The sequence below is a fragment of the Haloechinothrix aidingensis genome (assembly GCF_013450155.1).
In the GTDB taxonomy this organism is placed as follows: Bacteria; Actinomycetota; Actinomycetes; order Mycobacteriales; family Pseudonocardiaceae; genus Haloechinothrix; species Haloechinothrix aidingensis.
Genome location: NZ_JACCKD010000009.1, coordinates 191,260 through 213,350 on the forward strand (window position 1 = coordinate 191,260; position 22,091 = coordinate 213,350).

The following is a 22,091-nucleotide window of genomic DNA, read 5'->3' on the forward strand; positions in this document are numbered from 1 at the left end:
CTACCATGCGGGAATGCTGCTGCACCAACAACGTGGCCGCCGCACGGCATGCCTGGTCGCCGCGACCGCGCTGGCCGTGGGGGCGTGCACATCGGACGGCGAGGACCTGCCTGCCGCGGGCACACTGCTGGACGCCGCCGCCGAATCCGCAGGTGAGGTCACGAGCGCGCACTTCGCGTTGCAGGCCAACGGTGAGGTGCCCGGACTGACCGTGCAGATGGTCGAGGGGGACCTGACGACCGACGGCGGGCCGTACGGGGCCGCGCAGGGCGTCGCCACCGTGTCGATGGGTGGTCAGCTCGTGGAGTCGGAGTTCGTACTGCACGAGGAGTCCCTCTTCCTGAAAGGCCCCACCGGGGGCTTCCAGGAGATCCCTGCCGACCGGATCACCTCGATCTACGACCCCTCCGCCGTGCTCGACCCGGAGCGCGGCGTGGCCCACCTGCTCGGCCAGGTGCGGGACGCGGAGACCACCGGAACCGACACGGTCGACGGCACCGAGACCCACGAGGTGACGGGTACCGTGGAACACCAGGTCATCGACGAGCTCATCCCCGGTGTCGAGTCCGACGCGGAGATCACGTTGTGGCTGGACGAGGAACGGGACCACCTACCCGTCAAGGTCACGCTGTCCTTCCCGGAAGCGGGCGGCGACGAGACGCCGACCGTCGACGTCACGCTGTCCGAGGTCAACGAACCGGTCACGGTGAGCCCGCCCGGATGAGCCGGCCGCGAGGCAACGAACACGACGGGGCCACGCTGACCGCTCCGGAGGGCGACACGGCTCCGCCCGTACCGGGATCACGCCGCGCGCGCTCGGTCGCGATCGGTGCGGGCGGCATGGTCGTGCTTCTCGGTGCGCTGGACACCTACGTGGTGATCGGCCTGTTCAACGAGATCATGGCGGACCTGCGGATCCCGCTGAACAGGTTGGAACGCCTCACCCCGGTCGTGACCGGTTTCCTGCTCGGTTACGTGGCCGCCATGCCGCTGCTCGGTCAGGCCTCCGACCGCTACGGCCGCAAGCGCGTCCTGCAGATCTGCCTCGCAGCCTTCCTCGCGGGCTCGACGCTCACCGCTGTGGCCCCCACGGTGCCGGTGCTGGTGGCCGGGCGCGTGGTGCAGGGGGTAGCCAGCGGCGCGCTGCTGCCGGTCACCATGGCGCTCGCCGCTGACCTGTGGAGCAGGCGCGGCCGCGCGGGCGTGCTCGGCGGTATCGGGGCGGCGCAGGAGCTGGGCGCGGTCCTGGGACCGGTGTACGGAGTCGCGCTCGCCGCGCTGGCCGGGTGGCGCAGCGTGTTCTGGATGAACATCCCGCTGGCGATCCTCGCGATCGTGGCCGTGCACTACGCGCTGCCCGCGCCGCAAGGCAGGGACCGGTCGGTGGCCGCGGGCAGGCCGCGTGTCGACGTGGTCGGCGGCGGGCTTCTCGCCGTGCTGCTCGGTCTGCTTGTGATCGGGCTGTACAACCCCGAACCCGGGGAGCGGGTCCTGCCCGAGCGGGGAGTTCCGCTGCTGGCCTGCGCGGGAGTGGCCCTGGTCGCGCTGGTGCTGTGGGAGATCCGCGCACGCACCAAGCTGGTCGATACCACCGGCGTGACGATGCGGCCGTTCCTGTCCGGTCTCGTGGTCAGCGCCGCAGCGGGCACCGCTCTGATGGTCACGCTGGTCAACGTCGACCTGTTCGCCCAGTCGCTGCTCGGCAAGGACGACACGGGGGCGATCATGCTCCTGCTCAGGTTCCTGCTCGCGCTTCCCGCGGGCGCCCTCGTCGGGGGCCTGCTCAGCTCCCGGCTCGGTGAGCGATGGGTGGCAACGGCCGGCATGCTGATCGCCGCCTGCGGGTTCTGGCTGATGTCCGGCTGGCCCGCCGAGGTACTCGCGGCGCGCCACGAGCTCGCCGGTATCGCCCTACCCCGCCTGGACACGGACCTCGCCCTGGTCGGTCTCGGCCTCGGGGTCGTCATCGCGCCCGTCTCGGCGGCCGTGCTCCGGGTGGTTCCACCGCTGCAGCACGGCATCGCCTCCGCCGCGGTGGTCGTGGCGCGCATGACCGGCATGCTGCTCGGCCTGGCCACGCTGTCGGCGTGGGGGCTGCACCGGTTCCACAGCCTCACGGCCGATCTCGACGTCCCCGTCCGGCCGCTGTATCCCTCGCAGGAGGCCTACGAGGCGGCTGAGGCCGCCTATACCGCGGCGGTACGGGAGGCGTTGCTGACCCAGTACGGCGAGACCTTCGCCCTCACCGCGGTGATCTGCGTCGCGGGCGGCGCGCTCGCGCTGCTCGTCGGTTCGTCCCGCGGGAGCGACCGCTCCGGCTGACCCCGTGTCGGCCGCGCCGGCACCCCGTGTCGGGCGCGCCGGCACCCCGTGTCGGGCCCACAGGCGCACGGATCCCAATACGGACTGTCGGCGAGCCCGACACGGGCTTTCGCAGTGCCCGACACGGCGTGTGCGCGCGAGCCGATATCCTCGACGGGTACCGCACCCGACGAGAACTGGCCGAGGAATTCCCGGTGACCGAGTACCAGCCGACCGCACCCTACCGGGGGACGCGCGATTTCCTGCCCGACGAGATGTCCGTGCGAACCCAGGTATTCCACCGGCTCTACGACGTCATCGAGCGCTTCGGCTTCCGGCGCTACGACGGGCCCCAGCTGGAGCCCGCGGAGATCTACGAGGCCAAGTCCGGCGAGGAGATCGCCAACCAGCAGCTGTACACGCTGACCGACCAGGGCGGGCGCAGGCTCGCGCTGCGTCCGGAGATGACCCCGTCCGCCGCGCGCATGGTCGCCGGTAACGCCGGTTCGCTGCAGTTCCCCGTGCGCTGGTACAGCCACCCGAACTGTCACCGCTACGAGCGCCCGCAGCGCGGCAGGGTGCGGGAGCACTGGCAGATCAACGTCGACATCTTCGGTTCGGAAGCGGCTAGCTGCGAGATCGAGATGTTCGAGCTGATCGACAGCATGATGCGCTCGCTCGGCGCCGACGAGGACACGTTCGTCATCCGCGTCAACGACCGCCAGGTACTGTCCGCGGCCCTGACCGAGCTCGTCGGGGTGCGGACCGACCAGCTCGGCGAGGTCTTCGCCCTCGTGGACCGCTGGGAGAAGTACGACAGCGAGCGCCTGGCCGCCGACGCCGCCGAGATCGGGCTGGACGACAAGCAGTTCGCCGGGCTCACCGATGTCCTCGCGGCCGGAACGTCGCTGCTCGACGAGCTGCCGGCCGAGGTAACCGGCAACTCCAACGTGGTGCGCGCCCTGCGTAGCAGCTCCGCCGGCCTCATCCGCTTCGACCCGCACATCGTGCGAGGTCTCGCCTACTACACCTCCACCGTGTTCGAGGTCTTCGACACCTCGGGCGAGAACAACCGCGCCCTGTTCGGCGGCGGGCGCTACGCGGACCTTGCCGGCCTGTTCACCCCGAAGCAGATCCCGGGTATCGGGTTCGGCATGGGTGATGTCACGCTCTTCGACTTCCTCGACACCCACGGCCTCTCCCCCGCTCCCCGCAGCGAGGTCGACGTCGTGGTCATCCCGGTGACAGCCGAGCTGGACGACGCGGCGCGGACGGTCGCGCGCACCCTGCGCACGGCCGGTCTGCGCACGTCGGTCCCACTGGAACCACGCAAGCTCGGCAAGGAGATCACCCGCGCGGACCGGGCCGGCGCGCGCGCAGTCGTCATCGTCGGGGCCGAGGAGTGGCAGGACGGCACCGTGACCGTACGCGACCTCGGCTCGGGCAACCAGCGACAGGTGCCGCACGAGGAAGCAGCCGAGACGATCAGCACGCTGCTCGGCACCGACCGCTGATACCCGGCGTGGTGGCGAGCCGAGGGACTCCTTCGGTACACATGCTGTACCCGAGGGCCCCTTCGGCTCGACCTCGTCCGGGCGCTACCGGGGTCCGTACTGCCGGTCGCCGGCGTCCCCAAGGCCGGGAACGATGAACCCGGCGTCGTCCAGCCGCTCGTCGACGCTGGCGGTGACCACCCGGGTCGGCAGGTCGGACGCGCGCAGCCGCGCCACCCCCTCGGGCGCGGCCAGCGCGCACACCACGGTGATCTCCTCCGCGCCGCGTGCGGCCAGCAGCCCCACCGTGTACTCCATCGACCCGCCCGTGGCCAGCATCGGATCCAGCACGAACACCGGCTGCCCGGACAGGTCCCCCGGAAGCGACTCCATGTAGGGCTCGGGTCGCAGGGTCTCCTCGTCGCGCGCGAGCCCGACGAAACCCATCTGCGCCTCCGGGATGAGCTGATGCGCGCGATCGGCCATACCCAGTCCGGCGCGCAGCACCGGCACCAGCAGCGGGGGCAGCGCGAGGCGGTGCCCGTCCGTCTCGACGAGCGGGGTCCGGATGCGCTCGGTGCGTAGCGGCGTACCGCGCACCGCCTCGTACACCAGCATCATGGTGAGGTCGTCCAGCGCGGCACGAAACGCCGCATTGCCGGTACCGGCTTCACGCATGACGGACAGGCGCACCTTGGCGAGCGGGTGGTCGATGACTGTGAGGTCCATGATTCCCAGACCGTAGCGGCCAGCACCGCCCGCGCTCACGCGGACCTGCGGATCCGCGGGCGGAACGTTCCCCGCACTCCCGGGTACGGATGTGACGAGTTGTAGTGGTATTGGTCCAAATGGACGATCCGACCAGCAAAAACGATCCGTCCACTTCGTAGCGTGCTGACCGAAAGTACCTCTACCCTAAACGCTGCGGCGGAAGGTCACACGAAGGAGGGAACGTCGATGGGGCGACATGCTTCCTCGTCCGAGCGATCCCGCGGCTCGATCGTGCTGCTGAGCACGTTGCTGGTACTCGCCATCGCGGGCTGGCTCTCCTTCGACTTCCTCGCCGACCAGCTACGTGCCTCCGGGTGTGACTCCGGGTTGTCGATCAATGTGACAGCTGCCCCCGACGTCGCCGGGGTGATCGAGAAAGCGGCCACACAGGCTTCCGAAGCCGAAGGGGAAGGCTGCTACCACGTCAACGTCACCGGGCGTGACTCGGAGAGCACGGCCGAGTCGCTCGTGCTCTCCGATGGCGGCGAACCGCCCGACGTGTGGATCCCGGAATCGACGATGTGGCTGCAACACGCCCAGAACAAGGGGGCATGGGACGTGCCGGTCTCCGGCACGTCGATCGCGAGCACCCCGGTCGTGCTCGCGGTCACCGACGACACCGCGGGGTCGCTCGGCTGGCCGGACGAGACGCCGTCCTGGTCACAAGTGATCGACGCGGACGAGGAGAACTTCGACATCGGCTTCACCGATCCGGTCCGTGACCCGGCGAGCCTGTCCGCGCTCATCGGCATCAAGAATCTCGCAGAGTCGCGTTCGGACCCGGGGCGTGCGTATACCTCACTGCTGCGCAGGCTCTCACCCAATACGGTGCAAGACCCGGCCGAGCTGTTCGGCAAGGTCCCGGGCCAGGGCACCACCGACGAGACGCTCGACGCGTTCCCGACGACCGAGCTGGCCCTGCTGCGGTACAACCTGGAGGCGAGGACGGCCAACCTCGTCGCGAGTTACCCGGACGAGACGGTCCCCTCACTCGACTTCCCGTACACCGTACTGCCGGGGACGACCGGCCAGCACCGGACGGCCGCGAAGGACTTCCTCGACCGGCTCCGCGCGCCGGGGTTCGCGGAGAACTTCTCCGCGGCCGGACTGCGCACCCCCGAGGGCGAGGCGTTGCGTGACCGCGCACAGCTCGACCGCACGACCGCGGAGGCCGTACCGCGGGGCACCGTCCCCCGGCCGGATGACGTGCGGCAACTGCTCAACGAGTGGGCCGGGGTCAATCTGAGCGCGCGCGTACAGGTACTGCTCGACGTGTCGGGCTCCATGGCGCAGCACGTGCCCGGCGCCGGGAAGTCCCGGATGGCGGTGACTCTCGACGCCGCAGAGACGGGCCTCAACCTGTTCAAGCCGACAACCGAGATCGGCGTCTGGCTGTTCTCCACCAACCTCGACGGCAGCAAGCCGTACCGGGAGCTACTATCCGTGCGACCGGTCAGCGAGCACCTGTCGCGCGACAGCGTTCAGGTGCTGCGCGGCGTCGCGAACCAGATCGGCGGCAACACCGGCCTCTACGACAGCGTGCTCGCGGCGTACCGGGACGCGACCGAGAACTGGGAGGCGGGAAGGATCAACATCGTCGTCGTGCTCACCGACGGGAAGAACGCCTACCCGGCAGGTATCACCAGGGACGAGCTGCTCGCCGAGCTGAACAAACTTGTCGACCCGCGGCGGCCGCTCCAGGTCATCGGCATCGGGATCGGACCGGATGTCGACGAGGCCGAGCTGTCCGAGATCGCCGAGGCCACGGGGGGCGAGGCCTATACGACGGAGGACCCCGCGAAGATCAACGAGGTGTTCCACGCGGCGCTGTCCGAGCTCCTGTGCCAGCCGCCCGCGTGCAAGCCGGATGCCGGGCGCTGACGGCGGCATGACCGTACGGACCCCACCCGGACTGCTGGTCGCCGCGCTGCTCGCGGGCGCCGTACCGCTGGGCATCCACGCGTGGTTCGCGGTGCACGGCTACTTCGCCCACGACGACTTCCTGATCACCTACCGGGCAGCCAGCCAGGCCTTCGGGGTCGAGTACCTGTTCGGGGAGTACAACGACCATGTCGCGCCCGGGGTGTTCGCAGTGGCATGGGCGGTCACCGCACTCGCGCCCCTGAACTTCGCGGTTGCGGTACTGCCGCTGCTGCTGGTCCAGGCGGCGACGACAGTCGTGCTGTGGATGCTGCTCGTGCGCAGCTTCGGTGCGCGGTGGGCGATCATCGTACCGTTCGTCGTGTTCACCTGCTCACCGGTGATCCTGACGCCGACGTTGTGGTGGGCCTACGGTGTCCAGCTGCTGCCCACGCTGCTTGCCACGGTCTGCGCGCTGTTCGCGCACGTCGGGTACCTGCGTGACGGGCGAGCAGCAGGCGCCATCGCGGGTCTGCTGTGGACCGTCGTGGGATTCGCGTTCTACGAGAAGGCCGCGCTGATCCCGTTGCTGCTGCTGGGGGTGACCGCGCTTTTCGCACCGCGCGGGACGCACGCTCCGCTGTCCCGGGCCATCGGTACCCACCGGCGGCTGTGGCTCGCGTACGGAGCGGTACTGGCCTGCTACGCAGGGGTGTACTTCACCGCGACGTCCGGGCCCGCCGCTTCCGACATCCCGCTGTCCACTGTGCCCGAGCTCGCGAAGCGTATGCTCGTCGACGTCCTGCTCGTGCCGTCGTTCGGCCTGCCGGTCGAGAGCGTGTCGGGCGAAGGCGTACCGCAGCTCGCCACGCCGCCCGTCGCGTTCCAGGTACCGGCCGTGCTGCTGGGCGCGGCCATCGTCGCGGCGGGCCTGGTCGCCGGGCGGCGTCGCGCGGCACGTGCCTGGGCACTGCTCGGCGCGTTCCTGATGATCGACATCGCTCTCGTTGCCGTGACCCGGTTACCGATGATCGGGCCGGTGATCGGCACGGACCTGCGCTACATCGCCGACGCCGTACTGGTGATGGTGCTGTGCGCCGCGTTCGCCTTCCTGACGCCGCGCGACACGCGCGTCGAGGCTCCCCCGCCGCGGCAGTCCCGGCGGGCAGTGCCCGCGCTCGCCACCGCGGCCGTGGTTCTGGTCGCGATCGGGACGACGGTGAGCGCGGCACGGCTGGCACCGGGCATGCAGTTCCCGACGTCCCGCGACTTCGTGACGACGGCGCGTGCCGCCGTGAGTGAACGACCCGGCATCGTGCTCTACGACGGCCCGGTCCCCGAGGAGGTCATGGTGGGCTGGTTCGGCACGGAGGGCACGGCCTCCCGCGTGCTCGGCCAGCTGCCCGACCCACCCCGGTTCGATGTGCCGGCCGAGGAGATGTACCTGCTGGACTCCGGGGGCCGTCCGCGCCGGGTCACGGAGCTCGCCCACCCGGTCCGGAGCCGTCCGGGGCCCGCGGAAGGCTGCGGCTACGCGGTCGGCGACGACCGGGCATCGATCCCGCTCGAGGCCCCCGTCGCAGGCAGGAACCTGCTGCGCGTGCACTACTTCACCAGTACAGGAGGTGCCGCGACCGTCACCGCGGGCGGCTCGACGGTCGATGTCGAGCTCGACAGCGGCCTGCACGTGCTGCACGTGGTCACCGGCGGTGCCTACGACAGCATCGAGATCGCGCGCACCGGCACCGCCGAGGTGGTGTGCGTCGACCATGTCGCCGTCGGGACACCGGTGGTGTGAGTGCGGAACCTGTGGCGAAACCGCGCGGTCTGGGTCATGGTGGCGCTGACCCTGGTCTCGTTCCTGCAGCTGCCTGGCAAGACCACCTTCGACACCAAGCTCGACCTCGTCGTGGACCCGGTCTCGTTCCTCGACCGCGCCCTGCACCTGTGGAACCCGGATGCCTCCGGCGGGGAGCTGCAGAACCAGGCGTACGGCTACCTGTTCCCGATGGGCCCGTTCTTCGCCGCGGGCGACGTGCTCGGGGTGCCTCCCTGGATCGTGCAGCGCCTCTGGGCCGCGCTGCTGCTGTGCCTCGCCTTCCGCGGCGCGCTCGCGCTCGCGCGCGCGTTGCGGATCGGGTCCGAGCCCGCCCGCTATGCGGGCGCGCTCGGCTACGCCCTCGCTCCCCGGATGCTGACGGAGATCGGGCCGCTCTCCGCCGAGATGATGCCTGCCGCGATGCTGCCGTGGGTGGTGCTGCCACTGGTCAACGTCGACCGGATCGGCTCCCCGCGGCGCGCTGCCTGCCTGTCGGCCCTCGCCGTGCTGGGTATGGGTGGCATCAACGGCGCGATGGTGATCATGTCGCTGGTGTTGCCCGGGATATGGCTGCTCACCCGCGCGTGGACCCGCGAGCACGTGCGGCTGGTTGCCTGGTGGTTCGGTGCCGTGACACTGGCCGTGCTGTGGTGGTTCCTGCCGCTGACGCTACTCGGCGAGTACAGCCTGCCGTTCGTCGACTACGTGGAGTCCGCGGCCAACACGACCGCCCCCGCCTCGTTGTTCCAGGTGTTGCGCGGCACCAACCAGTGGGTTGCCTATGTCGTGGAGGGCAAGGCGTGGTGGCCGTCCGGGTTCATGCTCGTGGACAACCCTGCGTTGATGCTGGCTACCGGCCTGCTGGCGGCGGTCGCGCTGCTCGGCCTGGTGCGAGCGGGGCTGCCGGAACGCCGGTTCCTGGCGCTCGGCGTGCTGGCCTGCGTGACGCTGCTGGCTATCGGGCACGTCGGCGCGCTGGACAGCCCGCTGTCCGGGACGGTTCGTGACCTCCTCGACGGGCCACTCGCCCCGCTGCGCAACGTGCACAAGTTCGAGCCAGGCCTGCGCCTTGCCCTGATGCTGGCATTCACGCACGCCCTCACCGGAGTCGTCCCCGGCCTGGCGCGGTGGATACCCGCGGTGTGGGAGAACCGGCTACGCCTGGCCACCGGGTTCGTGCTGGTCGGCGCGGTGGCGACCCCGGCATTGCTCGGCACACTGCGACCGGGTCCCGGCTGGGACGCCGTACCCGGGTACTGGAGCTCTGCCATGGACTGGGTCGGCGAGCACAGCGCAGGCGGTCGCACGATGCTGCTGCCCGGCACCGGATTCGGCGAGTACACCTGGGGAAAGACCGTCGACGAGCCCGCGCAGCCACTGGCGTCCTCACCGTGGGCCCTGCGGAGCCAGATCCCTCTCGGTTCCGAGGGCAACATCAGGTTGATGGACGCGGTCGAGAACGCGCTCGCGAACGGCCGCGGTAACCCGGGGCTCGCCGACTTCCTCGCCAGGTCGGGGCACCGCTTCCTGATGCTGCGCAACGACATCGACCGGGAGGCCACCTCCGCACCGCCCGTGACGGCACTGCACGCGTCGCTGGCACGCTCGCCGGGCATCGAGCGCGTGGCGGGCTTCGGTCCCGAGATCAGTCCCGGCGAGCAACCGGGGGCCAGCGGGATCGATGTGGGTGCGCCCGCGATGCGCGCGATCGAGGTCTACGAGGTGCAACGGCCGGTACGGTCCGCTACCGCGGTCGAGAAATCCGATATCGCGAAGGTCAGCGGCGGGCCGGAGACCCTGCTGCAGCTGCTCGACTCCGGCCTGCTGAGCCGGGCCGAACCCGCGGTCCTGACCGGGGACACCGAGAACCTGGAGACCTCGCGCTGGCTGGCGACCGACGGCCTGCGGCACCGGGAACGCAACGTCGGCAGGGTCAGGAACAACCTCAGCCAGACCATGACCGTGGACGAGCAACCACGCCAGGACCGGCCCAGCATGGACATACTGCCGTTCGAGGGGCTGCGCCACAAGACGCTCGCCGTCTACCGCGGCATCCGCGGTGTCCGGGCATCGTCGGCCGCGGGCTACGCGGACGCCGTGCACGCGTCCGACCCCTCGTCGCAGCCGTACGCCGCCATCGACGGCGACCCGGTAACGGCCTGGCAGTCGTCGTCCCTGCACGGACCGCAGGGCGAGTGGCTCGAGGTGCAGCTCGACACGCCACGGGAGGTTTCGGAGGTCACCCTGCGGATGCTCGACGACCGCAGGGTCGGCTGGCCGGTGACGCACGTCCGGATCACCACGGACGCGGGTTCGGTGGTCCGTGAGATCGCAAGCGGGTCCGAGCCGCAACAGTTCTCCGTCGCGGAGGGCATCACCGGCAGCGTCCGGGTGACCGTGCTCGATGTCGCGTCGAGCAGGCAGACAGGAGAGGCCGGCATCGCCGAACTGTCGATCCCGGGAGTGACGCCGCAGCGCGCCCTACGGGTACCCGGCGACGTCGACCCGGGGGACGGGCGGCAGCCGAGCTTCTCGTTCAGCCGGGGACCGCTGCCGCGCTACGCCTGCATCACCGAGGCAGGCACGCAGCGATGCGACGCCTTGCTCACCCGGTTCGGCGAGGACCCCGGCGGTATCCACAGGCTGTTCCGCACAGGGGCCGGTGAGACGTTCCTCATCGGGGGAACGGCACTGCCAGCGGTGAGCGGCAGCCACCCGGTCCAGGTCGACGGCATCGAGGTGGCGGCATCGACCGTCCTCGCGGGGGACCCCGCGGCAGCCGCTCTGTCCGCGATCGACGGTGACGGGACGACGACATGGATCGCCGATCCGACCGACCGGCGCCCGACCCTCCGGCTGCGGTGGCCGGACAGCCGCACGCTGAGCGAGCTGCGGCTGGCGACCGACCCGGCGTCCGGTGCGTCACAGCCCACCGAGGTGGAACTGCGCACGCCGTCCACGACCAGAACCGTCCCCCTCGACGAGTCGGGCAGGGCCGATATCGACATGGAGACCGACCAGCTCGATATCGAGATCACCGACGTCGCGCGGCACGGGGGCGAGCAGCCGGACGGCCAGCAACCGACGTCCGGCCCGGCGGGGGTCACCAGCCTGGAGCTGCCGGGGGCGGATGAGCCGGTCGAGCCGATCGAACCGGATACCCGGTTCACCATCCCGTGCGGGTCGGGCCCGACCGTGACCATCGACGGTCTCGACTACGCGACATCGGTGTCCGGCACGGTCGCGGACGTCAACCAGCACCGCCCGCTCGAGCTCGGTACCTGTTCCGATACCGAAGGTGGCGTGGACCTCCCACCGGGCGCGCACGAGGTGCGTACCGGGGGATCCGACACGTTCGTGGTGCAGGACCTGTGGCTGCGCCCGTCCGAGGCGCCGCGCGACGGCGTGCGGTCGCGAGAGGTCAGTGTGGAGGAATGGGGCGTGGCGAACCGGCGGCTGCACGTCGCCGCAGGCGACTCCGCTGTACTGACGGTCCCGGAGAACGCCAACGAGGGATGGGTGGCTACGGCGGGGGGCCAGCGGCTGGAACCGGTTCGTGTCGACGGATGGCAGCAGGGATGGCAGCTCCCCGAAGGCGAGGCGGCCACGGTGGAGCTCGAGTTCGCCCCGGATACCGAGTACCGGCGTGGGTTGCTGGCCGGAGCGGTCGCCGTCGCTGTGCTGATCGTGCTCACGGCGCTGCCCGTACGGCGCGAGCCCACGATCAACGCGGCGCGGGGCGGCAGCCGGTGGGTCCCGATCGCGCTGGCGGCACTGCTCGTCGTGCTCGGCGGGATGCCGGCGGTCGTGGCGCTGCTGGCATGCCTGTTGGCGCGGACACTGTGGACCCCGTCGCCGAAGGTAATCGTCGCCGCAGGGGCATCGACGGCGCTCGCCACAGCCGTCGCAGGCCGCTTGCTCGGGCACGGGCAGGAGTGGGCCTACGGCTGGCTGGCGCAGTCGGCGCTGCTTGTCACCCTCGCGGCGGTCGTCGCGGCATTCATCGACTGGTTCCTGCCGACCGGGCCGGACGGCGCGGCCGACACCTAGCTGCGGTGTCTGGTCCGTTGCCGCGCGGTGCCGCGCGCAGCGCGGGCGAGCCGGAGCTCGATGAGGGCGCTTGCGCCGACCAGCGCCGCCGTGGTGAGCACGGCCGCGGAGACGATCTCGAGCAGCGTCCCGTGCAGCCAGAATCCCACAACGGAGACCTCCGCGAGCACCGCGATCCATACCAGCAGCGTCGAGCGGCGGTCACCGCTGGCGATACGCGAGTAGAGCAGGATCTGCACGAGCGACAGCAGCGACCCCACCAGCGCGAATGCCCAGATCGGGATCCCGCCGTCGGCGTAGCCCTGTCCGCCGAGCAGCCCCACGATGGTGGGTCCGAACAGTACGGAGCCCAGCAACACCATCCCGTTGATCGCCGCACACAGCCCCAGGGCGATCGGGATCACCCGGCGCCGCTGCTCGGCGTCGGCCAGTTTCGGCAGTGCTACCACCGCGATGGCGTAGGGCAACCAGTACGCCAGCCGCGTCATCACCCAGCCGACGGCATACTCGCCGCTGCCGGCCTCGGACAGGTGGTGGCGGGCGAGCATCAGGTCGAGGTTGACGAGCAGCACCAGACCGAGCAGCGCCTGCGCGGTGTGGAAGACCTCGCCGAGATCGCTCCTGTCGTGCCTGGCAGGCAGCGGTCGCCCGCACATCAGCCACCCGGTCAGCACGACGAGGAGGGTTCCGACCACCATCATCGCCAGCGCTCCGGCGGGTGTGCGGAACAGCAGCAGCCCGATCAGCGCCGAGCCGGTGCGGCCGAGGCCGTCGATCGCGATCAGGCGCGCCAGGGCGCCGAACCGCTGCGAGCCCTGCAGGATGCCGAGGAAGAGCCCGTTGCATGTGATCAGCGCGAGCGCGAACGCGACGCACAGCGTCGGCCACGGTGAACCGAAATGCAACAACGTCACCAGCACCGGTGTCGCCAGCACGACGACACCGGTGACGACCGCCGCGGTGGTGAGGGCGAGCGAGACCAGCGGGCCCGTGTCGGAGCGGTCCAGCCCTCCGGCGGCTTGCCGCTCGGCGCGCAGCGCGGCCACCCGCAACGCCGCCACGGTCTGCACGCCGAGCGCGGCCACCGCACCCACGACCACGATCGCGAGCAGCGCCCCGAACTCGCCCCACTCGGGCGGCGTGAGCAACCGGGGCGCGATGACGTTGAGCAGGTAGGCGCCGAGGTTGCTGATCCCGAAGGCGATCGCGACGATCACGGTGTCGAGCTGGGCACTCCTGCCCGAGCCACGAGTCGCCGCATCAGCTCGCGTCATGGGGATGGACCTCGGTTGTATATCGGAGGTAGTCCCGTGAAACTGTAATCGCGACACCGACGGAGGCAAGCCACGTGACCGAATGGAGGTCATTCGGCGTAGACCTGCTGCGCCGAATGACGGTGCCCGCGGTGTCGCTCGCCGTGGCACTGGCGATACTCGCTCCCCTGTTGCGGCGCGGCTACGTGCTGACCTACGACATGGTCTTCACCCCGCGGCAACCACTGCTGCCCGACAGCGTGGGTATCGGCTCCAGCCTGCCGCGCTCCGTTCCGGCCGACGCCGTTCTCGCGCTGGCGACCACGATCGTGCCCGGTGACGTGCTGCAGAAACTCATCCTGCTCGGCGCGCTCGTAGCGGGCCCGCTCGGCGCGGGCAGGCTGGTGCCGACGTCGTCCACAGTGATCAGGGTGATCGCCGCCGTCGGGTACGGCTGGACCCCGTACATCGCGGAGCGCCTCGTCATGGGGCACTGGCCGTACCTTCTCGCGTACGCGTGCCTGCCGTGGATCGTCCGGTTCGGGCTCGCGGCGCGGCGCGGCGAGCCGCGAGCGATCCCGAAGCTGGTACTCGCCTGCGTACCCGCCGTGCTGACGCCTGCAGGCGGGCTCATCGCGACGCTGACCGCACTGGTCGCCGCCGGGTACCGGCGGGCACCGGCGGTCGGCGCGTTCGCCGTGCTGCTGAACGCGCCGTGGCTGGCGCCCGCCGTGCTGCGTCCCGGGAGCGCACTCTCGGACCCGGCGGCCGTCGAGGCCTTCGCCGCCCGCGGTGAGAACTGGGCAGGTGCCGTGGTCAGCGTGCTCGGGCTCGGCGGGTTCTGGAACGCCGACGTCGTGCCGGCCAGCCGCACGGCCGTGCTGGTGCCCGTGCTGGTGCTCGCCCTCGTGGTGCTCGCCCTGCTCGGCCAGCGCACACTCGCCGCGCGCTGGGGCGCCGCCCCGGCGCGCTCGTTGCTCCTGCTCGGCGCTTCCGGGGTGCTGCTCGCGGTACTCGGCGCGCTGCCCGTCGGGCAGGCGGTACTGCGCTGGCTCGTGGCAGGCGTGCCGGGAGCCGGCCTGTTGCGTGACGGGCAGAAGTGGGTCGCGCTCTGGGCCCTGCCGCTGGCACTCGGCTTCGCGCTGGCCGTCGAGGCCGGAGCACGGTACCTCCGCACGCGCGGCGCGCGCATCGCCGTGCTCGCCTGCGCCGCTGCCGCTCCCGTCGTCATGCTGCCGGATCTGGCATGGGGCGCGGCGGGACGGCTGGAGCCGGTACAGTACCCGGCCGACTGGCAGGCGGTCGCCGAGCACCTCGCCGAGGATGACCGCCGTGGCGACGTGCTCACCGTGCCGATGCGAGCGTTCCGGAGCTTCGCGTGGAACGACCACCGCCCGGTACACGACCCGGCACCGAGGTACCTGCCTCGGACGACGGTCATCGACGACCGGGTCACCGTGAGCGGGACGACGATCGAGGGCGAGGATCCGCGCGCCGCGGCTGCTCGCGCGGTCGTCGAGGACGGCGCCGACGCCGGGGCCCTCGCCGATATCGGTATCGGCTGGGTCCTTGCCGAGCACGGCACCCCGGGGCGGGTCGACGGCGCAGACCTCGACCGGCTCCACCCCGAGCACCGCGGCCGATGGCTGAGCCTGTACCGCGTGCCGGGTGACGGTAGTGACTTCACCGGACCGGACGGTCTCACACCTCCCGCGGCACCGGTGTACGTCGCCGCCGGCAGCGCCGTCGTCGCGATCGCCCTCACCCTATTGTGGCTCGTGCTGCCCAGACGGTAGATTGTCCGCGCAACCGCGAAGGCGAGGAGTATTCACGTGGGCAAGCTCGTGGGTGTCATCGCGTCCGTACTCACCGGACTCCTACTCGCAACCGGTGTCGGTTTCGGGCTGTCCGCCGTCAGCGGGCCCGACGAGGCTGTCGACTTCTCCAACCCGCCGGTGGCGAACGATCCGAACGACGTCCGTTACGGCAACCGCTGACCGGCACGGGACGGGGACGTGCCTGCCGCGGACACGGCACAGGGCATGATCCCCCATGCCGGCGACACGACCGTGTCGTGGAGCGTGCTGGTGCAGGCACGCCTGCGGGAGGCGGTCGGGGCGCGGCAGGTTGCCAGGCGCCTCGCGGCCACCTCCGCCGAGTACCCGCACCTCGGTCCCGCTCCTGCTGTCACCACTGTGGACGGCGCGGAGCTGGCCGAGCTGCGGGAGTCGTTCGCGACGCGGCCCTACGTCCGGGGTGACCCCCTCGTCAGGGTGGCCCTGACCCCGGAGCGATCGACGATGGTGCTTGCCGCGCACCACAGTGCCGTAGACGGCCTCGGTCTCCTCGCGCTGCTCGGCAGCGCGATCGGCCACCCGGTCTCGAGCAGCGCGTCCGGTATCGGGCCCCGCCTGCCCCGCCGTTCCTTCGGTGCCGCCGCGCTGCGGCGGATCTCCGGCGCGTTCCGGCACCCGCCTGCGCGGACAGTGCCGACGGGATGCGACAGGCCCGGGGACCTGCTCGTCACCCTGCGCGCCCGCGTGATGAAGCTGAGCACCGCTGACCTCGTCGTCGCCGCGGGCCGGGCCGTCGCTCGCCATGCCGCACGGCGCGCGGGGCACGACCGCATCGTCGCCGCGGTCGGTGTCTCCCGCAGCGGGGGTGACCGGCCCGAACCGCGGGACGAGAGCGCGTACTTCCTGCTGCCCATCGCGTCCACGACGGACAGCTCGACCGTCACGTCCACGCTCACCGCGCACGGCCCGGAGCCGGCACCGCCTGCGGGGACCGCGTTGACCGGCAGGGTGGTCCGGTGGTTGCGCGGGGCGCTCGCCGACCGGGTCGGTGCCACCTACCTGGTCTCCAACCTGGGTGCCGTTGACGCGGGGGGCACGGTCTCGGAGCTGGCGTTCTTCCCGATCGCGGGCGGGCGTTCGGGCGTCGCGTTCGGTGCCGCCACGGTCGGCGACACCACCACGGTCACGATCCGGGCACGCCACAGGCATCTCGGCGAGGACACCGCGCGGGATATCCTGTCGGAACTGTTTCGGCAATTACCTGTCCAGCCGCACGGCTGATACGACATAATCACAACGGTTCCGCCGGAGACAGCGAGATTCGAGTGTCATGCAGCAAGGAAAATCGACGATAGGCCGCACCATGCGGCTGTTCCGCGCCTTCCGCGGGGAACAGTCCGACCGCGACCGGTTCTACCGCATTCTCGCGGACGACTCGGCACGGCAGGTTGCCTCGTACGCCCCGCTCGCCGGAGCCACGGTGCTCGACGTCGGTGGCGGTCCCGGGTACTTCTCGGAGGCGTTCAGCGCGGCGGGAGCTACCTACCTCGGGCTCGATCGCGACAGGCGCGAGCTGTCCGCGCGGGGCACGCGTGACGAGCGGATGATCCTCGCAAGCGGTACGGACTTGCCGGTCAGCACCGGATCGGTGGACATCTGCTTCTCCTCGAACGTGCTCGAGCACGTCGATCGGCCCTGGAGGATGCTGGCGGAGATGGTGCGGGTGACCAAACGGGGCGGCACGGTGTTCGTGTCGTTCACGCCGTGGTGGTCCCCCTGGGGCGGGCACGAGACGTCACCATGGCATTTCCTCGGTGGCCACTACGCAAGGAATCGCTACCTGCGGCGGCACGGCGCCGAACCGAAGAACCGTTTCGGCGAAAGCCTCTTTCCGGTCGGCGTCGGACCGGCACTTCGGTGGGCCCGCAATTGTGAAGAAGTCACGCTGGTACACGCACTACCGCGCTACCATCCGTGGTGGGCGACCTGGATCGTCCGCATTCCGCTGGTGCGGGAAATCGCCTCCTGGAACCTGGCTCTGGTGCTCCGGAAACGGTGAGCGGGCTCGGCCGCACCGGCTCGTGTCAGCCGACCCGCGCGCTGTGGCTCGCACGGGACCGCCCTTGCCTGCCTCGCGGCTGGTCGTCCTCGCGCGCACGCCCGAGCAACAGGAGACCGGCGACGACGATCAGGACGGTCCCGGCGACCCACAGTATGGTCGGCAGCGTGGTCAGGAACCACAGCTTCGACCCGTTCTGCTCGGCCTCGGCGACGTGGGTCTCGACCGTCTCGTCGTTCAGCGCCAGGGTGCCGTCGAACACGGTGGTTCCCGCACCGTAGTCCTGGCCGTCCCGCACGAGCTCCTGCTTCACCGACTGCTCCAGCGCGATGACCGCCCCCGTCACCGGGTCGATCCACATGGTGCGTTCAGCCTCGAAGTAGCGGTCCACCTCGACCGTATCCTCGTCCTCGTCGTCGACGAGCCGGCCCGGCACGGTCATGTCGCTCTCCACAACGGTCGGCTCGACCTGGTACGAGAACCGGTACACGTCGAGCCCCTTCACGGTGTCCTCGGCCTCGAAACCCAGGTCGACGGTGTCCCGGATCTCCAGCACGTACCACGGGTAGGTGCGCTGCTCGGTGCCGAACGGGAGCTTGAAGTTGTAGCCGGGCTGCTGGACACGATCACGCTCGCCCTCGATGATGTCGTCGGCCCGCTCCGCCGGGTCCCGGTCGTGCTCCACCCTGATGTACTGGTCCTCGCACGGCACGCGCGCCTGCCCGGTGTGCCGGTCGAGGCACAGCTTACGGATGCTGCCGGATACCGGCTGGACGTCGGGCGCGTTGTCCGCCAGCACGCGCGTCGCCTCGCTCCACACCGCGACATCCCCGCCCTCGCGGACCTCCGGGGCCCTCAGGTCCCCGCTGACGTACGTGGTCGATGTGAGGCTGAGGCCGTCCCTGATCTCCGGGACGTCGCGGTCACCGGTATCGACGAACACCATGGCCGTGATGTCGTCACCCTCGGCCACGGTCGTCCTGTCCGGATCCAGCGGTACCTTCGCCAGCTGGGGATAGGTGTAGAAACGCAGCAACAGGCCGAGAGCCAGCGCGAAAACACCCAGCCCGAGCAGGACGTAGGACAGTGCACGTCGCAACTCATCCTCCTTGGAATTCGGATCCCGGCCTCGGCGGACGCGCGATCGCAGTGAGCGGTACACGGCGTGTCGCGGAGCCACGCCAGTGGCACGCCGGAACGGAGCGGCTCCTCCCTGGGGCGGCGCCTTCACGCACGGCGCACCTCCATCGGTGTGCGCCGTGCCCGGCCGAGCAGCCGTTCGATGTCCTCCGCGGGACGGACGGCGACGTCGGTGGCCCCTGCCTCGTGCAGCACGGTGACCAGGTCGCCCGCCGCGTGCTGCTCGGCGAGCAGCCATCCGCTCTCGCCGGTGATGCCGAAGGTGGCTCCGACCCCCACCCGGGCCACCGCCCACTTGAGCCGCTGCTCGTCGGCAGGCGGCCGGAACTCCGCGACGAGGGCTTCGTGCTGACCCTGCCGCCAGCCCGAGGCCACACCGGTGTGCAACAGGCCGGATACCAGCGAGGTGAAGCGGCGGCCGGATGTGGCCCAGTCGAAGTGGCCCGCCCACTGCCGGCACGCCCGTGCGACGGCATCCGCGGCTGCAGGATCGCGGAGCTTGCCGAGCAGCTGGTCGAGTACCGAGACGAGGTCGTCGCCGTCAGTGAGCAGCCAGCCGGTCTCGCCGTGGCGCACCGAGTCGCACAGGCCGTCGACGTCCCGGCACACCGTGGGCAACCCGTGGGTCGCCGCTTCGACCGCGGCCAGCCCCCAGCCCTCGCCGTCGGAGAGCGTGACGTTGAGCCAGCATGACTGCAGCAACCGGGACTTGGCCTCGTCATCGAGGTATCCGTGCACGACGACGGCTCCGTCCAGGTCCGCCGTCGCGGCACGCAGCTCCTGCTCCAGCGGGCCGCGCCCCACCACGTGCAGGCGCAGGTCCGGCCAGCGCTGCCGCAGCGCGAGCACCGGTTCGATGAGCTCGCCGACCCGCTTGTGCGTGACCAGCCTGCCGAGGCAGACCAGGGACGGTTCCTCCGACCGCGACACCTCGTACTGCAGGGGACGGTCCATGCCGTTCGGGACGACGAACACCGAGCCGGACCATCCCAGCCGTGCTCGCATGGCGCGGACGGTCGATGGCGACACGGCCACCGTGACGGCCTTGCGGTACACGTAGCGTGCCGCGCGACCCTCCAGCCAGGCGCCGATGCGCGCGAGCCACGGTGGGAAGTGCACCCGGAACTGGTCCGCGTGAACGTGATGCACCACCTGTACGACCCTGGTGCCGGGACGCGTCACGAGCGGGCTGAAGAACGGGATGCCGTTCTGGCAGTCGATCACCACATCGATTTCCCTGCGGTGACGGAACAGCCAGGTAAGGACCGCGGGGTACACGGTCCAGCGACCACCGCGTCGCACCACCGGCACCCCGTCGGTGCCGTGCCGGGACTGCCCGGCGCCGCGGGCCGTGACGAACGTGACGTCCGCTCCCGCACCGGCGAGCGCCGCCGCGATGCGCGCCGCGTACTCCTCGGCGCCACCCGCGTGCTCGTGCCCGCGATCACGCCAGTTGAGCAACGCGATCCCGACCCCGCTCAGCGGTGGCACCTGTCCGGTTCCGGTGGAGTTCGCCCCCATGTCAGACACCCCGCAACGCACCTCGCGCGACATCGCCGGCAGGCATGTCGAGGAACGCCTGCGACCTCGCCGCGCGCTGTGCCCGTGTCCCGGTCTGCTCGTTCGCGAGGGTCGCGCGGATGCCGGCGAGCGCGGCGAAGGTCTGCCAGCCGTCGTGCAGCGGGTCGAACGTCGAGCCGGCCACATCGGTCCAGGCCACCGGGATCTCCGCGATCACGGCTCCGGATCGCTGGGTGCGCGCGAGCACCTCGACGTCGAAGGCGAAGCCGAGCGTGCGCAGCGGCCGGAACGCGGCGTCGGCCGTCGCCCTGTCGAAGAACTTGAACCCGCACTGCGTGTCGGCGATACCCGGCACGAGCTGCCGCGTCGACCACCGGAACAGCGACGCCCCTGTCCTGCGCGCCACGTTGTGACGCGCCTGCACGTCCGACTCGGGATGGGCCCGTGAACCGACGACCACGTTGACTCCCGCGCCGAGCTGCGCGAGCGCCGGGGACAGCGCGGCGAGGTCGGTCGCCAGGTCTGCGTCACAGAACCCGACGTAGCGGCTGGTGGTGGCCAGCACCCCCGCCCGGACCGCAGCCCCCTTGCCGCGGGTCGCGCAGGACATCAGGTGGATCGGAACCGGTCCGGACGGGTGCGCGCGTACGATGTCGGCGCTGCGGTCGGTGCTGCCGTTGTCGACGACGACCACCTCGGCGGTCCATGACAGGTCGCTGAGCACTTCGGACAGACCGTCGAGCGTAGCGGGCAGCCGTCCCTGCTCGTTGTAGACGGGGACGATGATCGATAGCGCCGGTGGCGAGATCGCTGGCACAGGTCCCTCCCAGTAGCCGAAACGCGGATCGAAACCCGAATGTGACTCACGTCGCACACGGCGCTTTCACACTAATAGGTGAAGGTGACCGGGACAAACAAAACACGCTTTCTGTCCGATCCGGGTTGAGCTGAATGGGCGAGACACGGCGCGCCGCCCGTCCCGCGATGCGGCCGCGGTGACTGCCGAGCTCAGCGGCGACGGCGTTCGAGACCGGCGGGGCCGGGTGCCGTACTAGACTCGGGGCATGCCGCACACCGCAGCGGACGTGCCCTTCGATCCGGAGGACGCCACCCGTGACGAGGCGCGTCTGCGCCGGTTCCTGCACGGCCTGCCCGGGGTTGATCGGGTGGGCCTCGAGCAGCGCGCGGCCGACCTGGCCACGCGCAGCATCAAGAAATCGGCGAAGCTGCGCGCCATCGACACCGCGATCGGCATGGTGGACCTGACCACGCTGGAGGGAGCCGACACCGCGGGCACGGTGCACGCGTTGTGCGCGAGGGCGCGGCGCCCCGACCCGGACCGCCCCGGGGTTCCTCCCGTCGCGGCGGTATGCGTCTACCCCGACCTCGCCGGGACCGCCGCCACGGCACTGTCCGGGAGCGGGGTCGCGGTGGCCAGCGTGGCCACCGCATTCCCCTCCGGACGCTCGAGCAGGGAGGTCAAGCTCGCCGAGGTGGGAATGGCCGTGGCCGCGGGTGCGGCCGAGATCGACATGGTGATCGACCGCGGGGCGTTCCTGAGCGGCCGGTACGGCGACGTCGCCGACGAGATCGTCGCGGTCAAACAGGCCTGCGGGAGCGCGCACCTGAAAGTGATCCTGGAGACCGGTGAGCTGGCCACCTACGACAACATCCGCAGGGCGAGCTGGCTCGCCCTGCTCTCCGGCGCGGACTTCGTGAAGACGTCGACCGGCAAGGTCTCGCCCGCGGCGACCCTTCCCGTCACGCACGTACTGTTGCAGGCTGTGCGGGACTGGCAGGCGGTGACCGGCGTGGCACGCGGCGTCAAGCCCGCGGGCGGGATCCGCACGACCAAGGACGCGATCCGCTACCTGGTGGCCGTGCGGGAGGTCGCCGGTGAGCGATGGCTGACCCCGGCACTGTTCCGCTTCGGCGCGTCCAGCCTGCTCGACGACCTGCTCATGCAACGGCGGACACAACTGGACGGCCACTACAGCGGGCCCGACTACATTGCGGTGAGCTGACGAT

At 70.8% G+C, this 22,091-nt stretch carries 16 protein-coding genes; 11 read left to right on the forward strand and 5 right to left on the reverse strand.

Annotated elements, in window-relative coordinates; translation table 11 throughout:
* Positions 1 to 13: 13 nt before the first annotated feature.
* The 3 genes from H0B56_RS21235 (at position 14) to hisS (ending at position 3,815) form a co-directional block, all read left to right on the forward strand.
* Positions 14 to 724, forward strand: coding sequence for an LppX_LprAFG lipoprotein (locus H0B56_RS21235; RefSeq protein ID WP_180894862.1), 711 nt, complete (start codon positions 14 to 16; stop codon positions 722 to 724).
* Positions 721 to 2,322 (forward strand): MFS transporter, encoded by a 1,602-nt coding sequence (locus H0B56_RS21240; protein WP_180894863.1) that lies wholly within the window; start codon positions 721 to 723, stop codon positions 2,320 to 2,322. Before H0B56_RS21235 ends, H0B56_RS21240 begins: the two co-directional genes overlap by 4 nt.
* A 194-nt stretch (positions 2,323 to 2,516) precedes the next feature.
* Entirely contained in the window at positions 2,517 to 3,815 is a 1,299-nt protein-coding gene (hisS, locus tag H0B56_RS21245; RefSeq protein ID WP_180894864.1) for a histidine--tRNA ligase, read from the forward strand.
* Between the two features lie 84 nt (positions 3,816 to 3,899).
* Here hisS and upp read toward each other — a convergent pair whose 3' ends face one another.
* Positions 3,900 to 4,523: a uracil phosphoribosyltransferase gene (upp, locus tag H0B56_RS21250; RefSeq protein ID WP_180894865.1), complete on the reverse strand. Its 624-nt coding sequence runs from the start codon at positions 4,521 to 4,523 to the stop codon at positions 3,900 to 3,902.
* A 228-nt stretch (positions 4,524 to 4,751) separates the two neighbouring features.
* Between upp and H0B56_RS21255 the strand changes: the two genes are divergently transcribed.
* Genes H0B56_RS21255 through H0B56_RS21265 form a run of 3 tightly spaced genes read left to right on the forward strand, consistent with a single transcriptional unit; the run spans position 4,752 to position 12,294 of the window.
* Complete coding sequence (locus tag H0B56_RS21255) at positions 4,752 to 6,446, forward strand: substrate-binding and VWA domain-containing protein (protein ID WP_180894866.1); 1,695 nt, start codon at positions 4,752 to 4,754, stop codon at positions 6,444 to 6,446.
* A 7-nt stretch (positions 6,447 to 6,453) separates the two neighbouring features.
* Entirely contained in the window at positions 6,454 to 8,223 is a 1,770-nt protein-coding gene (locus H0B56_RS21260) for a hypothetical protein (RefSeq protein ID WP_180894867.1), read from the forward strand.
* Entirely contained in the window at positions 8,224 to 12,294 is a 4,071-nt protein-coding gene (locus tag H0B56_RS21265) for an alpha-(1->3)-arabinofuranosyltransferase domain-containing protein (protein WP_343063992.1), read from the forward strand.
* On the opposite strand, the gene H0B56_RS21270 is transcribed toward H0B56_RS21265, so the two are convergent.
* Positions 12,291 to 13,568, reverse strand: coding sequence for a lipopolysaccharide biosynthesis protein (locus H0B56_RS21270; protein ID WP_180894868.1), 1,278 nt, complete (start codon positions 13,566 to 13,568; stop codon positions 12,291 to 12,293). The genes H0B56_RS21265 and H0B56_RS21270 overlap by 4 nt on opposite strands.
* Before the next feature lie 116 nt (positions 13,569 to 13,684).
* Between H0B56_RS21270 and H0B56_RS21275 the strand changes: the two genes are divergently transcribed.
* The 4 genes from H0B56_RS21275 to H0B56_RS21290 all read left to right on the forward strand — a co-directional run bounded on the left by H0B56_RS21275 (position 13,685) and on the right by H0B56_RS21290 (position 17,402).
* Positions 13,685 to 15,343, forward strand: coding sequence for an MmpA family trehalose lipid delivery protein (locus H0B56_RS21275; protein ID WP_180894869.1), 1,659 nt, complete (start codon positions 13,685 to 13,687; stop codon positions 15,341 to 15,343).
* Positions 15,344 to 15,379: 36 nt separating this feature from the next.
* Complete coding sequence (locus H0B56_RS21280; RefSeq protein WP_180894870.1) at positions 15,380 to 15,544, forward strand: hypothetical protein; 165 nt, start codon at positions 15,380 to 15,382, stop codon at positions 15,542 to 15,544.
* A gap of 18 nt (positions 15,545 to 15,562) precedes the next feature.
* Positions 15,563 to 16,624, forward strand: a complete 1,062-nt coding sequence (locus tag H0B56_RS21285) for a hypothetical protein (RefSeq protein ID WP_180894871.1) — start codon at positions 15,563 to 15,565, stop codon at positions 16,622 to 16,624.
* Positions 16,625 to 16,706: 82 nt separating this feature from the next.
* Positions 16,707 to 17,402, forward strand: a complete 696-nt coding sequence (locus H0B56_RS21290) for a class I SAM-dependent methyltransferase (RefSeq protein ID WP_180894872.1) — start codon at positions 16,707 to 16,709, stop codon at positions 17,400 to 17,402.
* A 25-nt stretch (positions 17,403 to 17,427) separates the two neighbouring features.
* Here the strand turns inward: H0B56_RS21290 and pgfA are convergent, their stop codons facing one another.
* The 3 genes from pgfA to H0B56_RS21305 form a co-directional block, all read right to left on the reverse strand.
* Positions 17,428 to 18,501: a cell envelope lipid trafficking protein PgfA gene (gene pgfA / locus H0B56_RS21295; RefSeq protein ID WP_180894873.1), complete on the reverse strand. Its 1,074-nt coding sequence runs from the start codon at positions 18,499 to 18,501 to the stop codon at positions 17,428 to 17,430.
* Positions 18,502 to 18,629: 128 nt separating this feature from the next.
* Positions 18,630 to 20,063 (reverse strand): glycosyltransferase family 4 protein, encoded by a 1,434-nt coding sequence (locus H0B56_RS21300; RefSeq protein ID WP_180894874.1) that lies wholly within the window; start codon positions 20,061 to 20,063, stop codon positions 18,630 to 18,632.
* Position 20,064: 1 nt separating this feature from the next.
* Complete coding sequence (locus tag H0B56_RS21305) at positions 20,065 to 20,880, reverse strand: glycosyltransferase (RefSeq protein WP_180894875.1); 816 nt, start codon at positions 20,878 to 20,880, stop codon at positions 20,065 to 20,067.
* 247 nt (positions 20,881 to 21,127) lie between these two features.
* On the opposite strand from H0B56_RS21305, the gene deoC reads away from it, so the two are divergent.
* Positions 21,128 to 22,087 (forward strand): deoxyribose-phosphate aldolase, encoded by a 960-nt coding sequence (deoC, locus tag H0B56_RS21310; RefSeq protein ID WP_180894876.1) that lies wholly within the window; start codon positions 21,128 to 21,130, stop codon positions 22,085 to 22,087.
* Positions 22,088 to 22,091: the final 4 nt, after the last annotated feature.

Excerpts from the sequence above, each read along its gene's own strand:
- H0B56_RS21235 (WP_180894862.1), top strand. The coding sequence starts at position 14 with ATGCTGCTGCACCAACAACGTGGCCGCCGCACGGCATGCCTGGTCGCC.
- H0B56_RS21290 (WP_180894872.1), top strand. The coding sequence starts at position 16,707 with ATGCGGCTGTTCCGCGCCTTCCGCGGGGAACAGTCCGACCGCGACCGG.
- H0B56_RS21275 (WP_180894869.1), top strand. The coding sequence starts at position 13,685 with ATGACGGTGCCCGCGGTGTCGCTCGCCGTGGCACTGGCGATACTCGCT.
- upp (WP_180894865.1), bottom strand. The coding sequence starts at position 4,523 with ATGGACCTCACAGTCATCGACCACCCGCTCGCCAAGGTGCGCCTGTCC.
- H0B56_RS21300 (WP_180894874.1), bottom strand. The coding sequence starts at position 20,063 with ATGGGGGCGAACTCCACCGGAACCGGACAGGTGCCACCGCTGAGCGGG.
- H0B56_RS21260 (WP_180894867.1), top strand. The coding sequence starts at position 6,454 with ATGACCGTACGGACCCCACCCGGACTGCTGGTCGCCGCGCTGCTCGCG.
- H0B56_RS21255 (WP_180894866.1), top strand. The coding sequence starts at position 4,752 with ATGGGGCGACATGCTTCCTCGTCCGAGCGATCCCGCGGCTCGATCGTG.
- deoC (WP_180894876.1), top strand. The coding sequence starts at position 21,128 with ATGCCGCACACCGCAGCGGACGTGCCCTTCGATCCGGAGGACGCCACC.
- H0B56_RS21270 (WP_180894868.1), bottom strand. The coding sequence starts at position 13,568 with ATGACGCGAGCTGATGCGGCGACTCGTGGCTCGGGCAGGAGTGCCCAG.
- H0B56_RS21240 (WP_180894863.1), top strand. The coding sequence starts at position 721 with ATGAGCCGGCCGCGAGGCAACGAACACGACGGGGCCACGCTGACCGCT.